The organism is Pantoea sp. 18059 (assembly GCF_902706165.1).
GTDB classification, from domain to species: Bacteria; Pseudomonadota; Gammaproteobacteria; order Enterobacterales; family Enterobacteriaceae; genus Pantoea; species Pantoea agglomerans.
Genome location: NZ_CACSJS010000001.1, coordinates 798,455 through 812,832, shown reverse-complemented (window position 1 = coordinate 812,832; position 14,378 = coordinate 798,455). Strand labels below are relative to the sequence as shown.

Here is a 14,378-nt window from a genome sequence, read left to right as displayed (position 1 = left end):
GAGAGAAGTTTGTCAAAGATAAAGCACGATAAAAAGAACAGACAGGGCAAACATGACAGAGCAACAGACCGTTGACCAGGCGATGCACTATTTCGACAGTGGCGAGTTTCAGCAGCTGCTGGCACGACGAATTTCCTGCGTGACCGAAAGCCAGCACGCCAGCAGGCAGGTGGAGCTTGAGAGCTATCTGCAGCAGGAGATTGGCCCGCAGCTGGCGGCGATGGGCTTTACGCTGCACCCGTTTGAGAATCCGCAGCCCGGCAGCCCGCCGTTTCTGATCGCCACGCTCATTGAAGATCCCTCCAGACCGACGCTGCTCTGCTATGGCCACGGCGATGTGGTGTTCGGCGACGATGAGAACTGGCGCGACGGTTTATCACCGTGGCGACTCACGGCTGAAGATGACCGCCTGTACGGACGCGGCAGTGCGGACAATAAAGGCCAGCACTGCATCAATCTCGCGGCGCTGGAGCAGGTGTGGCAGGCACGCGGTGGCGCACTGGGCTTCAACTGCAAAATCCTGTTTGAAATGGGTGAAGAGATCAGCTCGCCGGGGCTGGCGGAGATTTGTCAGCAGCAGCGGGCGCTGCTACAGGCCGACCTCTTTATCGCCTCTGATGGCCCGCGACTGAACGCGGTGCGGCCGACACTGTTCCTGGGTTCACGTGGCGCGGCGAACTTTCGTCTGACTATCAGGGCGCGCGACAACGCCTATCACTCCGGCAACTGGGGCGGATTGCTGAGCAATCCCGGCACCCAGCTGGCGAATGCGCTCGCCTGCCTGGTGAATGCACAGGGTGTATTGCAGGTCGCTGCGCTGAAACCGGACTCCCTGACCGATGCGGTGCGCGCCATCCTCAGTGATATCGAGGTGGGCGGAATGCCGGGCGATCCGGCGCTGGCCGACGGCTGGGGAGAACCGGGCCTGACGCCTGCGGAGCGTCTTTATGGCTGGAACACGCTGGAGGTGCTGGCGTTTGAAACCGGTAACCCGGCACGTCCGATGAACGCCATTCCCGGCAGCGCCACGGCGGTGTGTCAGCTGCGATTTGTGGTCGGCACCGACTGGGAAAATCTGGTCCGGCATGTCGAAAGTCACCTGCATCAGCACGGCTTCGATAACGTCAGCGTGGAGTTTATGCGCGGTTCACCTGCAACGCGACTCGATCCGCAGGATCCGCTGGTGGCCTGGGCGCTGGACACGCTGGCCCGCAGCAGCGGTAAAAAACCGGCGCTGTTGCCCAATCTCGGCGGTTCACTGCCCAATGAGGTATTTGCCGATATCCTCGGCCTCCCGACGCTGTGGGTGCCCCATTCCTATCCGGCCTGCGGCCAGCACGGCGTTAACGAACACATGCTCACCTCTGTTGCACGTGAAGGGCTGGCGATCATGACCCGCCTTTTCTGGCAACTGGGTGAAGAGGGCGAACAACTGATGTCGCGCCACCATCAGTGGCGGAGAGGTGAACAATGAGCAGCATCGCACAGAGTACTCCGCAGGTGAAACCGAGCCTGCACAAAACGCTGTTCGCTACCTGCATTGGTAACGCGCTGGAGTGGTTCGACATCGCGGTGTATGGCTTCTTCGCCAGCTACATCGCGCACGTCTTCTTTCCGGTCAGCGATCCGTCGGTGTCGCTACTGCTGACCTTCGGCAGCTTCGGCATCTCATTCCTGATCCGTCCGCTGGGTGCCATCGTGCTGGGCAACTATGCCGACCGTCATGGCCGTAAAAAAGCGCTGCTGCTCTCAATCAATCTGATGATGCTGGGCGGGGCGATCATTACCTTTATGCCGGGTTACGCCACTATTGGTCTGGCGGCGCCGCTGCTGATTATTCTGGCGCGTCTGATTCAGGGCTTCTCTGCCGGGGGCGAATTTGGCAGTTCCACCGCTTTCCTGGTAGAGCATTTTCCCGAGCGCAAAGCCTTTATCGCCAGCTGGCAGTTCGCCACCCAGGGCGCCAGTACTCTGATGGCATCGGCGTTCGGCCTCGGGCTGACACACTGGCTGAGCGAAAGCGAGATTCAGGCGTGGGGCTGGCGTATCCCGTTTGCTTTCGGCTTACTGATTGGACCGCTGGGGATCTACATTCGCCGTCACGTGCAGGAGCCCGCCAGCTTTGCGACGCAGGAGAAGGAAGCCGCACCGCTGAAAACGCTGTTCGGGCGGCAGAAAGCGCTGATCACCCTGGCGATTGGGGTGATGGTGATCTCGACCGCGGTCAACTACATGCTCAATTACATTCCGACCTACGCCACCAAAACGCTGCATCTGCCGGGATCGGTGGCCTTCACCGCCACGCTGGTCGCAGGGATTATCCTGACGGTGGTGACGCCCATAATGGGATTGTGGGCGGAGCGGATAGGCCGATTGCCGCTGATGTGGGGATCGCTGCTGCTGTTGATGGTCACGATCTATCCCGCCTTCAAATGGATGGTCGATCACACTACGCCCACCACGCTGGTCCTGCTGGTGGCGTGGATGGCGCTACTCAAGTCGGTCTATTTCTCCACGGTGCCGTCGGTGATGGCCGATCTCTTCCCGGCGACCACGCGCGCCAGCGGCATGGCGATCAGCTACAACGTGGCCGTGACGGTATTTGGCGGGTTTGCACCGCTGATTTGCAGCATGCTGATTGCCGCCACCGGCAGCAGTCTGGCGCCTGGATACTACCTGATGGCTGTGGCGGTGCTGAGTGGCATCGCGCTGCTGCGCTGCAGTAAGCGGGTGGCATAAAAGAGTGGGCCAATTACTGGCCCACTCTGGTACTGACAACGTCAGGTACGGGAGGAGGTAAGATCGAGCCAGTGATTAACTGAACTGTAAATAGGCAACATGGGTCTGCAGATACTCCTCCAGACCATGTTTTCCATCGGCACCGCCGACACCCGATTTACGCCACCCGGCATGAAATCCCTGCATCGCTTCGAAGTTTTCACGGTTAACATAGGTTTCGCCGAACTTCAGCTTTCGCAGCGCGGTCATGGTGGTATTCAGATTCTGCGTATAAATCGAGGAGGTCAGCCCATACTCGCAGTCGTTGGCCAGCGTAATCGCCTCGTCAAGCGTTTTAAAACTCATCACCGGCAGAACCGGGCCAAAAATCTCCTCCTGCATAATCGCCATCTCCTGGCGCACCTCAGTCAGCAAGGTGGGTTGGAAAAAGAAGCCTCTGTCTCCGGCGCGCTTGCCGCCCAGCACCACTTTCGCCCCTGCGGCGACGGCCTCTGCCACCTTCTGTTCCACCCGATCCCGTGCTGCGGCATTAATCAGCGGACCCATATCGATATCGCTGCGTTCGGCCGGGTCGCCAAATGTCACCTGCTGAAACGCGGCGGTCAGTGCGCTGATAAAACGATCGTAAATGCCTTCCTGCACATAGAGCCGCTCTACGCAATTGCAGACCTGTCCGCTGTTAATGATCCGCGAGCTGACGACCGCCCGCACAGCCAGCTCGAGGTCGGCATCATCCATCACGATGGCAGGGGCTTTGCCACCCAGTTCCAGCGACACTTTGGTGACATTTTTAGCCGCGGCTTCCATGGTGGCAATGCCCGCACCGACGCTTCCGGTCAGACTCACCAGACCGACCTTAGGATTTGCCGCCAGCTCCTGTCCCACTTCCGGTCCCAGACCATAAACAAAGTTAATGACGCCAGCAGGCAGACCCAGCTTTTGTATGATGTCGGCAAAAAGTGCCGCATTATTCGGTGTCAGCTCACTGGGTTTGATCACGATGGTGTTTCCGGTGATCAGGGCCGGTGCCGCTTTGCGGGCAATAAGGAAGAAGGGGAAATTCCACGGCAGTATTCCGGTAGTGACGCCGATCGCTTTTTTGAACAGGAAGATGTTTTCGTTGGGGCGGTCACTGTTGATGATCTCACCTTCATAGCGGCGCGCCCACTCCGCCATGTAATCGAGGTAGTCGGCGGTGAACATCACTTCGGTCTTCGCCAGCCCCTGGGTTTTTCCACCCTCAGCCACAATGGTTGCCGTCAGTTCAGGCTCACGCTGGCGGATGGCGGTGGCAATTTTGTGCAGCCAGACGCCGCGCTCTACTGCAGGCAGCGCTTCCCATCCAGGCTGAGCCACTTCTGCGGCGCTGATGGCAAGGCTGGCATCCTGACGACTGCCCTGGGGAATACGGGACAGCAACGCCTCCGTGGACGGATTGATCACCTCAATCCAACGGTCACCCTGATGGGCTACAAATTCGCCATTAATGAAATGTTGATGATGTGTTGTCATTCGCTTAGCTCTCCGCTATCGATACGTTGCAGTAATGTGATGGCAGGGTGAAACAGATTGCTCAGGTCTACCTTTAGCTGATTGCCAGCTGCCAGGAGCGGCTGGCAGCCAATCACAGATATCGGTGAGTTCTGCGGCAAAAACGTCAATATGTTGTAGATTTAAAGGAGTGAAGTGGTAATAAAGGGGTTAAATCATGGCAAATGGATGGGCGTCAGAAGGCGCAGTACAGGAACAGATCGATAGCACCGTCAATGACGGCATTGAGCGGGTAAGACAGTCGATTGGACAGGGCGAAAGCGCCACCGAATGCGAGCTCTGCGGCGAGCCGATTCCCGAAGCGCGTCGTCAGGCGCTTAAAGGCGTGCACTATTGTGTGGCGTGTCAGGAAAAAATCGACAAGCAGCAGCAGACCAGCAGTTTATATAACCGTCGGGGCAGTAAAGACAGTCAGTTGCGCTGACCTTCAGGAGCCTGGCATCGCCAGGCCACTGCCAATAAACCACGCCAGAAAGCCCACGCCCGCCACAATGATGGCGATCGGAAACAGAATTCCAATTCTCATAATTTACCTGCTGCAAACAGAGATTTCAGGGGCTGCGATCTTATCATGAGATCTGCAATACGGCGCGGTGGGTTTTCAGCAGAGTGAACAGCTGGAACTGCGTTGCATCATTTTCCTCCCGCAACACCTCACCTTTTTTATAGAGAATATGGTGAACATGTCCGAGCTGACGCCAGACCACTATCGCTGAGGCGATCAGGGCGCAATGCTGATCCGCCTGCACACACTCAAGGGTGGCATAGTGGGTTTCATCCAGGCCATTCACAAACACCTTTATCGCATCTGCAGGTAATATCGCGCGCAGATCATCCAGCATGACCTGGCTGACTGACTGCGAAAGAAACAGCGTTAACCACTTTGTCGTCATCCCATTCCCTGATCCGATCAATTTTCCCCAGTTTATACGACCTTGCCCGCGTTAATGAAAGGCTTCTTTGCACATTTGCCAACCTTCCCTTGTGAATGGCAGTCAGATCAGAATTGTGCTGCGCCACACAGCAAAAATGAAAAAAACATTGAATAATAAGTTACTTACTTAACTAATCGTCCGGTTTTCTGACAACGGTGAAATTGTGATCCCTGATGGGCACAACGGGTAAATATTGCCACTTCACTGTGGCTTCCGGCATTTATCCAAAGGCTGAAGAATTCCTGCTGAACGTAGACTGCCTGCTGAGCGGAAGCAGACAGGTTTCCGACAGGCCTCAACCTAACCGGGGAATAACAATGAACAGTGCCATTATTGCGGGTATCTTCTGGCATTTTGTCGGAGCTGCCAGCGCCGCGTGTTTCTACGCGCCTTTTAAACAGGTGAAAAGATGGTCATGGGAAACCATGTGGTCGATCGGTGGCCTGATGTCGTGGCTGATCCTGCCGTGGGCGGTAAGTGCCATTTTACTGCCAGATTTTATGGCCTATTACAGCAGCTTCTCGCTTTCGCAACTGACGCCGGTATTTCTGTTTGGCGCGATGTGGGGCATAGGCAATATCAACTACGGCCTGACCATGCGTTATCTCGGCATGTCGATGGGAATCGGTATCGCGATTGGCATTACCCTGGTGGTCGGCACGCTGATGACACCGCTTCTGCAGGGGCGCTTTGGTGAGCTCTTCGCGTCGGCGGGTGGCCGGTTAACCCTGCTGGGCGTACTGGTGGCACTGATTGGCGTCGGGATTGTGTCGCGTGCCGGGCTGTTAAAGGAGCGGGCGCTGGGGATTAACGCAGAAGAGTTTAATCTCAGAAAAGGACTGGTGCTGGCGGTGATGTGCGGCATCTTCTCGGCGGGTATGTCCTTTGCCATGGATGCGGCTAAACCCATGCATCAGGCCGCCGCTAATCTTGGCATCGATCCGCTGTATGTAGCTCTGCCCAGCTACGTGATCATTATGGGCGGCGGGGCACTGGTTAATCTGGCCTTCTGTTTCTGGCGGCTGGCCACCCGGCCAGAGCTGTCGGTGCGTAAAGACTTCTCGGTCGGGAAGTCGCTGCTGATTACCAATACCGCTTTTGCGGTGCTCGGCGGCACAATGTGGTATCTGCAGTTCTTCTTCTATGCCTGGGGCCATGCCAGAATCCCGGCGCAGTATGACTATGTCAGCTGGATGCTGCACATGAGTCTATACGTCCTGTGTGGTGGTCTGGTGGGGCTGCTGATGAAGGAGTGGAAGTCTGCGGGACGCCGCCCGGTCAGCGTGTTATCAATCGGCTGTGTGGTGATTATCATTGCCGCTAATATTGTGGGACTTGGCATGGCGGCCTGATCGCGAATACAGAGACGCTGTTTTAATACAGAACGGGCCTGCTATGCAGGCCCTTAGCGTTAGCAGAATGGCGGTCAGATCGTGCCCGCTCAGGGAACACGGTCAGATCGGAAAGACGCAAAAGCCGCCATCCATGGCATGCCCGGCCCGCACGATTACGCACCTCATCCCTGAAATGCGCCCGTAGCCGGGCCAACGCGTTGCGTTGTTCAAAAACGCTCCCGGCGTTTTTGTCCATGGTGCGGGACGCTTTCCTCTTCTGAGCGTGTTCCCTGCGCCTTTTAGCTGATTTATTGCTGCTTTTGTGCAGTAAATTGCTCGACAGCGTTCAATGAAGGCCCGTTTTATTAAGACGTGGCACTTTTCAGCGCCTGGCGTGGCGCGATAAATTGCTGTCGCCAGGCGCTGGGAGGTAAACCGGTGTCACGGGTGAAGACCACCGAAAAATAGTTACTGTCATCAAAGCCGCAGCGGGCGGCAACCTCGCTAATCAGACAATCCTGGGTGCGCAGCAGATATTTTGCCTGACAGAGCTGCAGCTGACGCAGGTAATGACCGATAGTCATCCCGGTCTGCTGACGGAAAAGCTGCCTCAGCGCCCGTTCGCTGAGCTGGTTCAGCTGACAAAACTCCGCGAGATCAAAGGGGCGGGCAATCGCACCCTGTAACGCTGACATCAGCAGATCGAGCTGTTCCCCCTCCGGCAACGCCCAAGGGCGGTCGGCCGCGTAGCCGTGGCGGCGCAGAATCAGCGCCAGCTGTAAAAACAGCGCCTCCGAGAGCTGAACTGAAAGGGGGTCGCTTTTGCGGCTTTCACGCTCCAGCTGGCTGATCACTCCCCGGGCCAGCGCCATCCCTCGCGTGGTCAGCCGCCAGCCGCCTGGCGCATCCGGTCCCTGTTGCGGCAGCAGCTGATTCCAGTCAAGAGCAAGGCCAAAGCGGTCACGACAGTAGAGGATATTATCCAGCACCAGATCGTTAACGCTGTCGTAGCTGTGGCAGTCACTGTCGCGGATATAAAAAACGTCGCCACAGGTAATCAGCCAGGGGCGATCGTTGAGGACGTGCAGGCCATTGCCGCGCCAGACAATCACGATTTCACTGAACTCGTGTCGATGCGGCGGGAAAGAGGGTTGTGGCATCCTTTCGGCGACCGCCACCGGTAGAGTAGTGGCGGGAAAATAGTCATCCCGACTGAGTATCAATGCCATGATTGGCTCCTTTACATCATCTGCTGGCGCTCCGCTCGCGGTGCGCAGCCAAATTCGCGCCTGAACAGGGTTGAGAAATGGTTGCTGTCCCCAAATCCACACTGGAAGGCGATATCGGTAATTCGCATATCACTGTGACGCAGCAGATGACGGGCCTGCAACAGCCGCACACGGTTCAGGTAGCGCTGCGGCGTGCTGCCGGTTTGCTGCTTCATTTGCCGATGCAGGGTACGCAGCGACAGGGAGAAGCGATCCGCCAGTTCATCCCAGATAATCTCATCACTGTAATGCTCACCCAGCCAGTCGAGCAGACGATGCAGCCGCGCCTCCTGATCCTGACTCTGTCCATCAATGCACGCCTCACGCAACAGCACCAGCAACTGTAAAAAGAGCTGTTCCTGACGCGCCTGTTTTTCCATCGACCAGGTATCATCCGGCTGCATCTGCGCCGCCACACTCAGCGCCTGCGTCATCACTTTTTGATTGATGCGCCAGTGGGAAGCATATTGCCCGTCCTGATCGCAGGGCAGTAAAGCCTGTAACCCGGAGAGAAAGCGAAACGCGCCGGGGCTGCGATAAAGCACGTTGGTCAGACAAAGGTTGTCGGTCTGCTCATAAAGATGACGATCGTGATCGCGCACAAAGCAGACGCAACCGGCGCACAGCGTTTGTGGCTGACCATTAAACACATGAATGCCAGAGCCTTGCTCAACCAGCACAATTTCATGGAAATCATGATGATGTTCCGGGAAGGCGGCCTGGGGTACGCGGGGTTCAATCGCAATGGCGTAATCGCCTTCGGGGAAAAAATCCGCACTGTGCAATATGGTCATGGTCATCTCTCGCTGCTTAACAAAACCGTAACGCAGTCTAATCAGCACGCTCTAACCTTACCTTGAATTTTCAGCCTGACTCAGCAGGAATCATGCTGATTTTTCAAGAAATCCTCAGCAGTTAACAGATTTGCGGCAGGGGTCACATCCTCCTGCCTTTCGCCTCTGTGATCTCTCTCACGAAGTTCTTTGCAAGTCTGCCAGGGCTTATCAGCCGCTGGCACTCCGGGGAAGGTCTTTAACCGGCCAGGTTTTTACTCTGTGACCACTCAATCACAGGGAAAAGTCGCCATGACCAGGAGAAACATTGTTGCTATTGATCTCGGGGCATCCAGCGGGCGCGTCATGCTCGCAAGCTGGGATGCTGCGCAGCGCCAGCTCGCGCTTCGTGAGGTCCGGCGCTTTAAAAATAAGCGCCAGCGTCGTGCCGGTTATGACTGCTGGGATCTGACGATGCTTGAGCAGGAGATACGCGCCGGGCTGGCTCAGTTAGATGAAGAGAAGATTGTGCCAGACAGTATCGGTATCGACACCTGGGGCGTTGATATGGTGCTGCTGGATGCAGAGGGCGAGCCGGTGGGTGAGGCGGTCAGCTACCGCGATGCGCGCACCCACGGCCTGATGGAGCAGGCGCAGCACGAACTGAGCCGCAGTGCCATCTACGCCCGAACCGGCATTCAGTTTCTGCCATTCAATACGCTCTATCAGATGCGCGCCCTGCATCAGCAGCAGCCCGACTGGCAGGCCCGCGTGGCGCATGCGCTGATGATGCCGGACTATCTGCATTATCGCCTGACCGGTAATCTCAACTGGGAATACACCAACGCCACCACTACGCAAATGCTCAATATTCACAGCGGCGAATGGGATCGTGATCTGCTCGCCTGGGCGGGCGTTGCTCCTGAATGGTTCGGCCAGCCGCAGGCACCGGGCAACACCGTCGGCCACTGGGTCAATAGCGCAGGTGTCCCGGTCCCGGTTATTGCTGTCGCCACCCACGACACCGCCAGCGCGGTTCTGGCAACGCCGCTAATGCAGGACTATGCCGCCTATCTCAGTTCCGGAACCTGGTCGCTGATGGGCTTTGAAAGTTTGCAGCCTTATGCCTGCGATGGCGCGTTACGCGCCAATATCACCAATGAGGGCGGCGCAGAAGGCTACCGCGTACTGAAAAATATCATGGGCTTATGGCTGTTGCAGCGCATCTGCGGCGAACTTCAGATTGACGATCTCAGCGCACTGATTGATCAGACGGCACGGCAGCCCGCCTGTGTTTCACTGATTAGTCCCAACGATGCGCGCTTCATCAATCCCGACAGCATGGTTAACGAGATTCAGAACGCCTGCGCAGAGCAGGGAATGCCGGTGCCACAATCTGCCGCCGCGCTGGCCCGCTGCATATTTGACAGCCTGGCACTGCTCTATCGCGAGGTGATCCAGGAGCTGGCAGAGCTGCGAGGCAAACCTTTCAGCCAGCTTCACGTGGTAGGGGGCGGCAGTCAGAACCGTTTTCTTAACCAGCTCTGTGCCGATGCCTGCCAGATTCCGGTGCTGGCAGGTCCGGTTGAAGCCTCCACGCTGGGTAACGTTGGTTGCCAGCTGATTGCACTTGGCGAACTGATCGATGTGGCTGATTTCCGCTGCAGTGTCATCAACAACTTCCCACTGGAAAAATTCGAACCACAAACTCACAGCGTCTTCAGTGCCAGTCAGGCACGCTTCGCGACGCTGAGTCAACCCGCTAAGGAACCCGCTTATGACTAAGCAGATTGAACAGGCTTTTGAACTGGCTAAACAACGCTACGCTGACAATGGAGTTGATGTTGAACAGGCCATTCGCCAGCTGGACGGCATTCCTGTCTCGATGCACTGCTGGCAGGGGGACGATGTCCGGGGGTTTGAGAACCCACAGGGCGCATTGACCGGCGGCATCCAGGCGACCGGCAACTATCCGGGACGAGCACGCAATGCCAGTGAATTACGCAGCGATATCGACAAGGCCATGTCTCTGATCCCAGGCGCAAAACGTCTGAACCTGCACGCTATCTATCTGGAAAGTGACAAGCCAGTCGATCGGGATGCCATTGAACCTGCCCATTTCGCCAACTGGGTCGCCTGGGCGAAAGAGCACAACTTAGGGCTGGATTTTAACCCCAGCTGCTTCTCGCATTCGATGAGTGCCGACGGTTTTACGCTGTCACACAGTGATAAAACCGTGCGTCAGTTCTGGATCGATCACTGCAAAGCGAGTCGCCGCATCTCCGCTTCGTTTGGTGAGCAGCTTGGCACGCCGTCAGTGATGAATATCTGGGTGCCGGACGGCATGAAAGATATTACCGTGGATCGCCTGGCCCCGCGTCAGCGTCTGATGAGCGCACTGGATGAGGTCATCTCAGAAAAACTGAATCCGCAGCACCATATCGACGCGGTTGAGAGCAAGCTGTTTGGCATTGGCGCAGAGAGCTACACCGTGGGCTCCAATGAGTTTTATCTTGGTTACGCCGCCAGCCGCCAGACGGCACTATGCCTGGATGCGGGACATTTTCATCCCACCGAAGTGATCTCCGACAAAATTTCTGCCGCGATGCTCTATGTGCCGCGTCTGCTGCTGCACGTCAGCCGCCCGGTGCGCTGGGACAGCGACCATGTGGTGCTGCTGGATGATGAAACTCAGGCGATCGCCAGCGAGATCGTCCGCCATCAACTGTTCGACAAAGTGCATATCGGACTCGATTTCTTCGACGCCTCTATCAACCGGATTGCCGCCTGGGTTATCGGCACCCGTAACACCAAAAAAGCGCTGCTGCGTGCCCTGCTGGAGCCAACCGATCGTCTGCGCCAGGCCGAGAACGAGGGTGATTACACCGCGCGGCTGACGCTGCTGGAAGAGCAAAAATCATTGCCGTGGCAGGCGGTATGGGAAGCCTGGTGCCTGCGCCATGACGTCCCGGCTGATGCCAGCTGGTTAGGCGACGTCCGCCATTATGAACAACAGATTTTGAGCCAACGTTAAGGATTTCACTATGCAAAGCATTCTTTCTTCCGGGTTTGTTAAGGGAATGGTCAAAGCAACCAGCGATATGTGGCTGAAGGGCTGGGACGAACGTAACGGCGGCAACGTCAGCCTGCGTCTGCTGGAAGAGGAGGTTAAACCTTTTGCCGCTGATTTCTGCCTGCAACCGCGCTGTATTGAGCTGACACAACCCGCGCCGGCGCTGGCGAACGACTGGTTTCTGGTGACCGGGTCAGGAAAATTCATGCGTAATGTCCAGCTTGATCCGGCGGATTGTCTGGCACTGCTGCAGGTCGATGACAAAGGGCTCTCTTATAAAATTCACTGGGGCCTGTCGAATGGCGGTTTGCCGACCTCTGAACTGGCGTCACACTTTCAGTCTCATGCGGTGCGTAAAGCGGTCAGCAAGGGTGCAGACCGGGTGATCATGCACTGTCACGCCACCAACTTTATGGCCTTAAGCTATGTGATTGAGATGGATTCCGCCCGCTTTACCCGCCTGCTGTGGGAAGGGAGTACCGAATGTCTGGTGGTGTTCCCGGACGGTGTGGGTGTTTTACCCTGGATGGTACCCGGCACCGATGAAATCGGCACCGCGACCGCCGGACAGATGCAGTCACATACCCTGGTGATGTGGCCATTCCACGGTGTCTTTGGCACGGGCCCGACACTCGATGAGACTTTTGGTCTGATTGATACGGCGGAGAAATCGTCAGAAGTGATCGTCAAAGTGCTGTCGATGGGCGGTATTCGTCAGAGTATCACCACAGAACAGCTGGTTGCATTGGGTGAGCGATTTGGTGTGAAGCCGTGGCAACCGGCGCTGGATGCAGGGCCTGCTAATGCCGCGTAAAGCCTTTGTGATGCAGGTGAATCCTTATTGCCATGCAGAGTATGAGCGTCGGCACTCACCGATCTGGCCAGAACTGGCCGAAACCCTGAAAGCGCACGGCGCGCATAACTATGCCATCTGGCTGGACGCCGAGCGGCATCTGCTGTTCGCCAGTGTTGAGATTGAATCTGAGGAGCGCTGGAACGCGGTGGCGGAAACGGAGGTCTGTCAGCGCTGGTGGGCATCAATGAAAGATCTGATGCCGTCTAATGCAGATAACAGCCCGATCAGTGAGCCGTTAAAACCGGTTTTCTTTCTGGAATAAAATCGGGAATAAAAGATGAAAAGGGCGGCATCGCCGCCCTGATATTTTTAACGCTTAGCCTGACACAGGCCGGTGAGTGTCGGCCACATCGCCATCAGCGTATCAATAATGCTCTCCAGATCGTCACGCTCAACGCCTTCACGCGCCCGCACCGACATGCCCTGCAGCATACAACTCAGATAACGTGACAGCGCGGAAATGTTTACTGACGCACTCAGTTCACCACGCTGCTGACGCGCCAGCAGAAAATCTTTTAACACATGCTCCTGCGACTGATGCTGCTGTTGCAGCATGGTGGCAATCTCTGCTGAAGCCGCCGACAGGGCGGTTGAGGTGCAGATAAAGAAACAGCCGCCGGGAGAGTCGCGTTCGGTAAAACAGGCCGCGGTGGCGCGGAAATAGGCTTCAATAGCCCGATCCACCGGTAACTGGTCATCGCCCAATGCCGCTTCACGCCATGCACTGAACTTCTCCACGTAGCGCTCCATCGCCGCGCGAAACAGTCCCTCTTTATTAACAAACTCGGCGTAGAGGGTTGGCGCTTTCGCGCCGGTTGCGGCCACCAGATCGGCCAGAGAAGTTCCCTCGTAACCGTGCGTCCAGAACAGGGTCAGAGCTTTATCGAGCGCTGCTTCGCGATCGAACACTTTTGGTCGGCCGCGGCATTTCTTTACATCGCAATCCTGAACCTGACTCATACACCCTCACTGACAGTAAAACACCCTATTAAATTACCGATCATTATAAAAATGTGCAAGGCCTGGCGTGGATGTCGCCGGCAGGGGTTGCCATTTTGTGCGCCAGCGCATTATTACAGCCCCTTAGGTTAAGTCAGAAAAGAGGCTGAAGCCCATAATCACGCCACTCCGCGAATAAAATAACGCTCATTAAATAAATGTTGACGACAAACCGTATCGGGGTCTATCATTTGTTTAACGGTCATTAATTAAATAGTGACAACCCATTCAGACCAACCGAATTTCAATATTGAATAGAGAGATTATTATGAAAAACATCAAAATCACCCTGGCAGCACTGGCACTGACTACTCTGACTTTTGGCGCATCTGCCGCTGACCTGGTGACCAGCGAACCTGTTAATCAGCAGCCAGTTGGCACCATCTCTGTACTGGGCGGCACCAATCTGTCTTCTGTTGAAGCGCAGCTGAGTGCTAAAGCGGATGAAGCGGGTGCGAAATCGTTCCGCATCACCTCAACCAGCGGCCAGAACAAACTGCACGGCACGGCAGTGATTTATCAGTAATTTTGGTTTTTCAACAGAATAAGTGAGAAGGGGTTCGTTATGAAAAGTATCAATATGATGGTCGTGGCGGCTGTGCTAAGCGGTCTGTCATTTGCCAGCGTAGCGGCCCAGCAGGTCAGCAGCACACCGCTGGATCAGCAAAAAATCGGTGTCATCAGCGCAACGGGCAGTACTAATCTGCTTTCGCTGGAGCAGCAACTGTCAGAAAAGGCCAGCGATGCAGGGGCAAAGTCTTTCCGCATCACTTCGACCTCTGGCAGCAACAACCTGCATGGCACAGCCGTTCTTTATAGATAAAGTGAGCGGTAAATAACCCTGAACAGG

At 56.2% G+C, this 14,378-nt stretch carries 16 protein-coding genes; 10 read left to right on the top strand and 6 right to left on the bottom strand.

Annotated features, from left to right (window positions below):
* The first annotated feature begins 52 nt into the window (after positions 1–52).
* Both GVJ63_RS03835 and GVJ63_RS03830 read left to right on the top strand, forming a co-directional pair.
* Positions 53–1,474: a M20 family metallopeptidase gene (locus tag GVJ63_RS03835; RefSeq protein ID WP_129062942.1), complete on the top strand. Its 1,422-nt coding sequence runs from the start codon at positions 53–55 to the stop codon at positions 1,472–1,474.
* The gene (locus tag GVJ63_RS03830) at positions 1,471–2,739 is read left to right on the top strand and encodes an MFS transporter (RefSeq protein WP_159226444.1); all 1,269 of its coding nucleotides are present in this window, start codon (positions 1,471–1,473) and stop codon (positions 2,737–2,739) included. Before GVJ63_RS03835 ends, GVJ63_RS03830 begins: the two co-directional genes overlap by 4 nt.
* 75 nt (positions 2,740–2,814) lie before the next feature.
* Here the strand turns inward: GVJ63_RS03830 and aldA are convergent, their stop codons facing one another.
* Positions 2,815–4,251: an aldehyde dehydrogenase gene (gene aldA / locus GVJ63_RS03825; RefSeq protein WP_010244734.1), complete on the bottom strand. Its 1,437-nt coding sequence runs from the start codon at positions 4,249–4,251 to the stop codon at positions 2,815–2,817.
* Between the two features lie 196 nt (positions 4,252–4,447).
* Here aldA and GVJ63_RS03820 point away from each other — a divergent pair, with 196 nt between their 5' ends.
* Positions 4,448–4,714: a DksA/TraR family C4-type zinc finger protein gene (locus GVJ63_RS03820; RefSeq protein WP_010244737.1), complete on the top strand. Its 267-nt coding sequence runs from the start codon at positions 4,448–4,450 to the stop codon at positions 4,712–4,714.
* A gap of 3 nt (positions 4,715–4,717) precedes the next feature.
* Here GVJ63_RS03820 and GVJ63_RS03815 read toward each other — a convergent pair whose 3' ends face one another.
* Together GVJ63_RS03815 and GVJ63_RS03810 are read right to left on the bottom strand one after the other, a co-directional pair.
* Positions 4,718–4,816 carry a YoaK family small membrane protein gene (locus tag GVJ63_RS03815; RefSeq protein WP_008925225.1) on the bottom strand — a complete coding sequence of 33 codons (99 nt, stop codon included), beginning with the start codon at positions 4,814–4,816 and terminating at the stop codon, positions 4,718–4,720.
* A 43-nt stretch (positions 4,817–4,859) separates the two neighbouring features.
* Positions 4,860–5,183: a hypothetical protein gene (locus GVJ63_RS03810; RefSeq protein ID WP_010244743.1), complete on the bottom strand. Its 324-nt coding sequence runs from the start codon at positions 5,181–5,183 to the stop codon at positions 4,860–4,862.
* A gap of 359 nt (positions 5,184–5,542) precedes the next feature.
* Here GVJ63_RS03810 and rhaT point away from each other — a divergent pair, with 359 nt between their 5' ends.
* Positions 5,543–6,577, top strand: a complete 1,035-nt coding sequence (rhaT, locus tag GVJ63_RS03805; protein WP_010670192.1) for an L-rhamnose/proton symporter RhaT — start codon at positions 5,543–5,545, stop codon at positions 6,575–6,577.
* A 347-nt stretch (positions 6,578–6,924) separates the two neighbouring features.
* Here the strand turns inward: rhaT and rhaR are convergent, their stop codons facing one another.
* Both rhaR and rhaS read right to left on the bottom strand, forming a co-directional pair.
* Positions 6,925–7,788, bottom strand: a complete 864-nt coding sequence (gene rhaR, locus GVJ63_RS03800; RefSeq protein ID WP_062757684.1) for an HTH-type transcriptional activator RhaR — start codon at positions 7,786–7,788, stop codon at positions 6,925–6,927.
* Between the two features lie 11 nt (positions 7,789–7,799).
* A complete protein-coding gene (gene rhaS / locus GVJ63_RS03795) occupies positions 7,800–8,621 on the bottom strand; it encodes an HTH-type transcriptional activator RhaS (protein WP_029519526.1) in 822 nt (273 codons plus the stop codon).
* Between the two features lie 291 nt (positions 8,622–8,912).
* Between rhaS and rhaB the strand changes: the two genes are divergently transcribed.
* The 4 genes from rhaB to rhaM are packed head-to-tail and all read left to right on the top strand — an operon-like array spanning position 8,913 to position 12,791.
* The gene (gene rhaB, locus GVJ63_RS03790) at positions 8,913–10,385 is read left to right on the top strand and encodes a rhamnulokinase (protein WP_159226443.1); all 1,473 of its coding nucleotides are present in this window, start codon (positions 8,913–8,915) and stop codon (positions 10,383–10,385) included.
* On the top strand, positions 10,378–11,634 hold the full coding sequence (locus GVJ63_RS03785) for an L-rhamnose isomerase (protein ID WP_159226442.1): 1,257 nt from the start codon (positions 10,378–10,380) through the stop codon (positions 11,632–11,634). Before rhaB ends, GVJ63_RS03785 begins: the two co-directional genes overlap by 8 nt.
* Positions 11,635–11,644: 10 nt before the next feature.
* A complete protein-coding gene (rhaD, locus tag GVJ63_RS03780; RefSeq protein WP_045140329.1) occupies positions 11,645–12,487 on the top strand; it encodes a rhamnulose-1-phosphate aldolase in 843 nt (280 codons plus the stop codon).
* Positions 12,477–12,791 (top strand): L-rhamnose mutarotase, encoded by a 315-nt coding sequence (gene rhaM, locus GVJ63_RS03775; protein WP_033767307.1) that lies wholly within the window; start codon positions 12,477–12,479, stop codon positions 12,789–12,791. Before rhaD ends, rhaM begins: the two co-directional genes overlap by 11 nt.
* A gap of 47 nt (positions 12,792–12,838) precedes the next feature.
* On the opposite strand, the gene GVJ63_RS03770 is transcribed toward rhaM, so the two are convergent.
* Complete coding sequence (locus GVJ63_RS03770; protein WP_159226441.1) at positions 12,839–13,489, bottom strand: TetR/AcrR family transcriptional regulator; 651 nt, start codon at positions 13,487–13,489, stop codon at positions 12,839–12,841.
* Between the two features lie 307 nt (positions 13,490–13,796).
* Here GVJ63_RS03770 and GVJ63_RS03765 point away from each other — a divergent pair, with 307 nt between their 5' ends.
* Both GVJ63_RS03765 and GVJ63_RS03760 read left to right on the top strand, forming a co-directional pair.
* Positions 13,797–14,054, top strand: coding sequence for a DUF1471 domain-containing protein (locus tag GVJ63_RS03765; RefSeq protein ID WP_010244768.1), 258 nt, complete (start codon positions 13,797–13,799; stop codon positions 14,052–14,054).
* A gap of 39 nt (positions 14,055–14,093) precedes the next feature.
* Entirely contained in the window at positions 14,094–14,351 is a 258-nt protein-coding gene (locus GVJ63_RS03760; RefSeq protein WP_010670183.1) for a YdgH/BhsA/McbA-like domain containing protein, read from the top strand.
* The last annotated feature ends 27 nt before the right edge of the window (positions 14,352–14,378 follow it).

Coding starts and splice junctions, on each gene's coding strand:
- aldA (WP_010244734.1), bottom strand. CDS start 4,251: ATGACAACACATCATCAACATTTCATTAATGGCGAATTTGTAGCCCAT.
- rhaS (WP_029519526.1), bottom strand. CDS start 8,621: ATGACCATATTGCACAGTGCGGATTTTTTCCCCGAAGGCGATTACGCC.
- rhaD (WP_045140329.1), top strand. CDS start 11,645: ATGCAAAGCATTCTTTCTTCCGGGTTTGTTAAGGGAATGGTCAAAGCA.
- GVJ63_RS03760 (WP_010670183.1), top strand. CDS start 14,094: ATGAAAAGTATCAATATGATGGTCGTGGCGGCTGTGCTAAGCGGTCTG.
- GVJ63_RS03785 (WP_159226442.1), top strand. CDS start 10,378: ATGACTAAGCAGATTGAACAGGCTTTTGAACTGGCTAAACAACGCTAC.
- rhaR (WP_062757684.1), bottom strand. CDS start 7,788: ATGGCATTGATACTCAGTCGGGATGACTATTTTCCCGCCACTACTCTA.
- GVJ63_RS03810 (WP_010244743.1), bottom strand. CDS start 5,183: ATGACGACAAAGTGGTTAACGCTGTTTCTTTCGCAGTCAGTCAGCCAG.
- GVJ63_RS03820 (WP_010244737.1), top strand. CDS start 4,448: ATGGCAAATGGATGGGCGTCAGAAGGCGCAGTACAGGAACAGATCGAT.
- GVJ63_RS03815 (WP_008925225.1), bottom strand. CDS start 4,816: ATGAGAATTGGAATTCTGTTTCCGATCGCCATCATTGTGGCGGGCGTG.
- GVJ63_RS03830 (WP_159226444.1), top strand. CDS start 1,471: ATGAGCAGCATCGCACAGAGTACTCCGCAGGTGAAACCGAGCCTGCAC.
- GVJ63_RS03765 (WP_010244768.1), top strand. CDS start 13,797: ATGAAAAACATCAAAATCACCCTGGCAGCACTGGCACTGACTACTCTG.
- GVJ63_RS03835 (WP_129062942.1), top strand. CDS start 53: ATGACAGAGCAACAGACCGTTGACCAGGCGATGCACTATTTCGACAGT.
- GVJ63_RS03770 (WP_159226441.1), bottom strand. CDS start 13,489: ATGAGTCAGGTTCAGGATTGCGATGTAAAGAAATGCCGCGGCCGACCA.
- rhaT (WP_010670192.1), top strand. CDS start 5,543: ATGAACAGTGCCATTATTGCGGGTATCTTCTGGCATTTTGTCGGAGCT.
- rhaB (WP_159226443.1), top strand. CDS start 8,913: ATGACCAGGAGAAACATTGTTGCTATTGATCTCGGGGCATCCAGCGGG.
- rhaM (WP_033767307.1), top strand. CDS start 12,477: ATGCCGCGTAAAGCCTTTGTGATGCAGGTGAATCCTTATTGCCATGCA.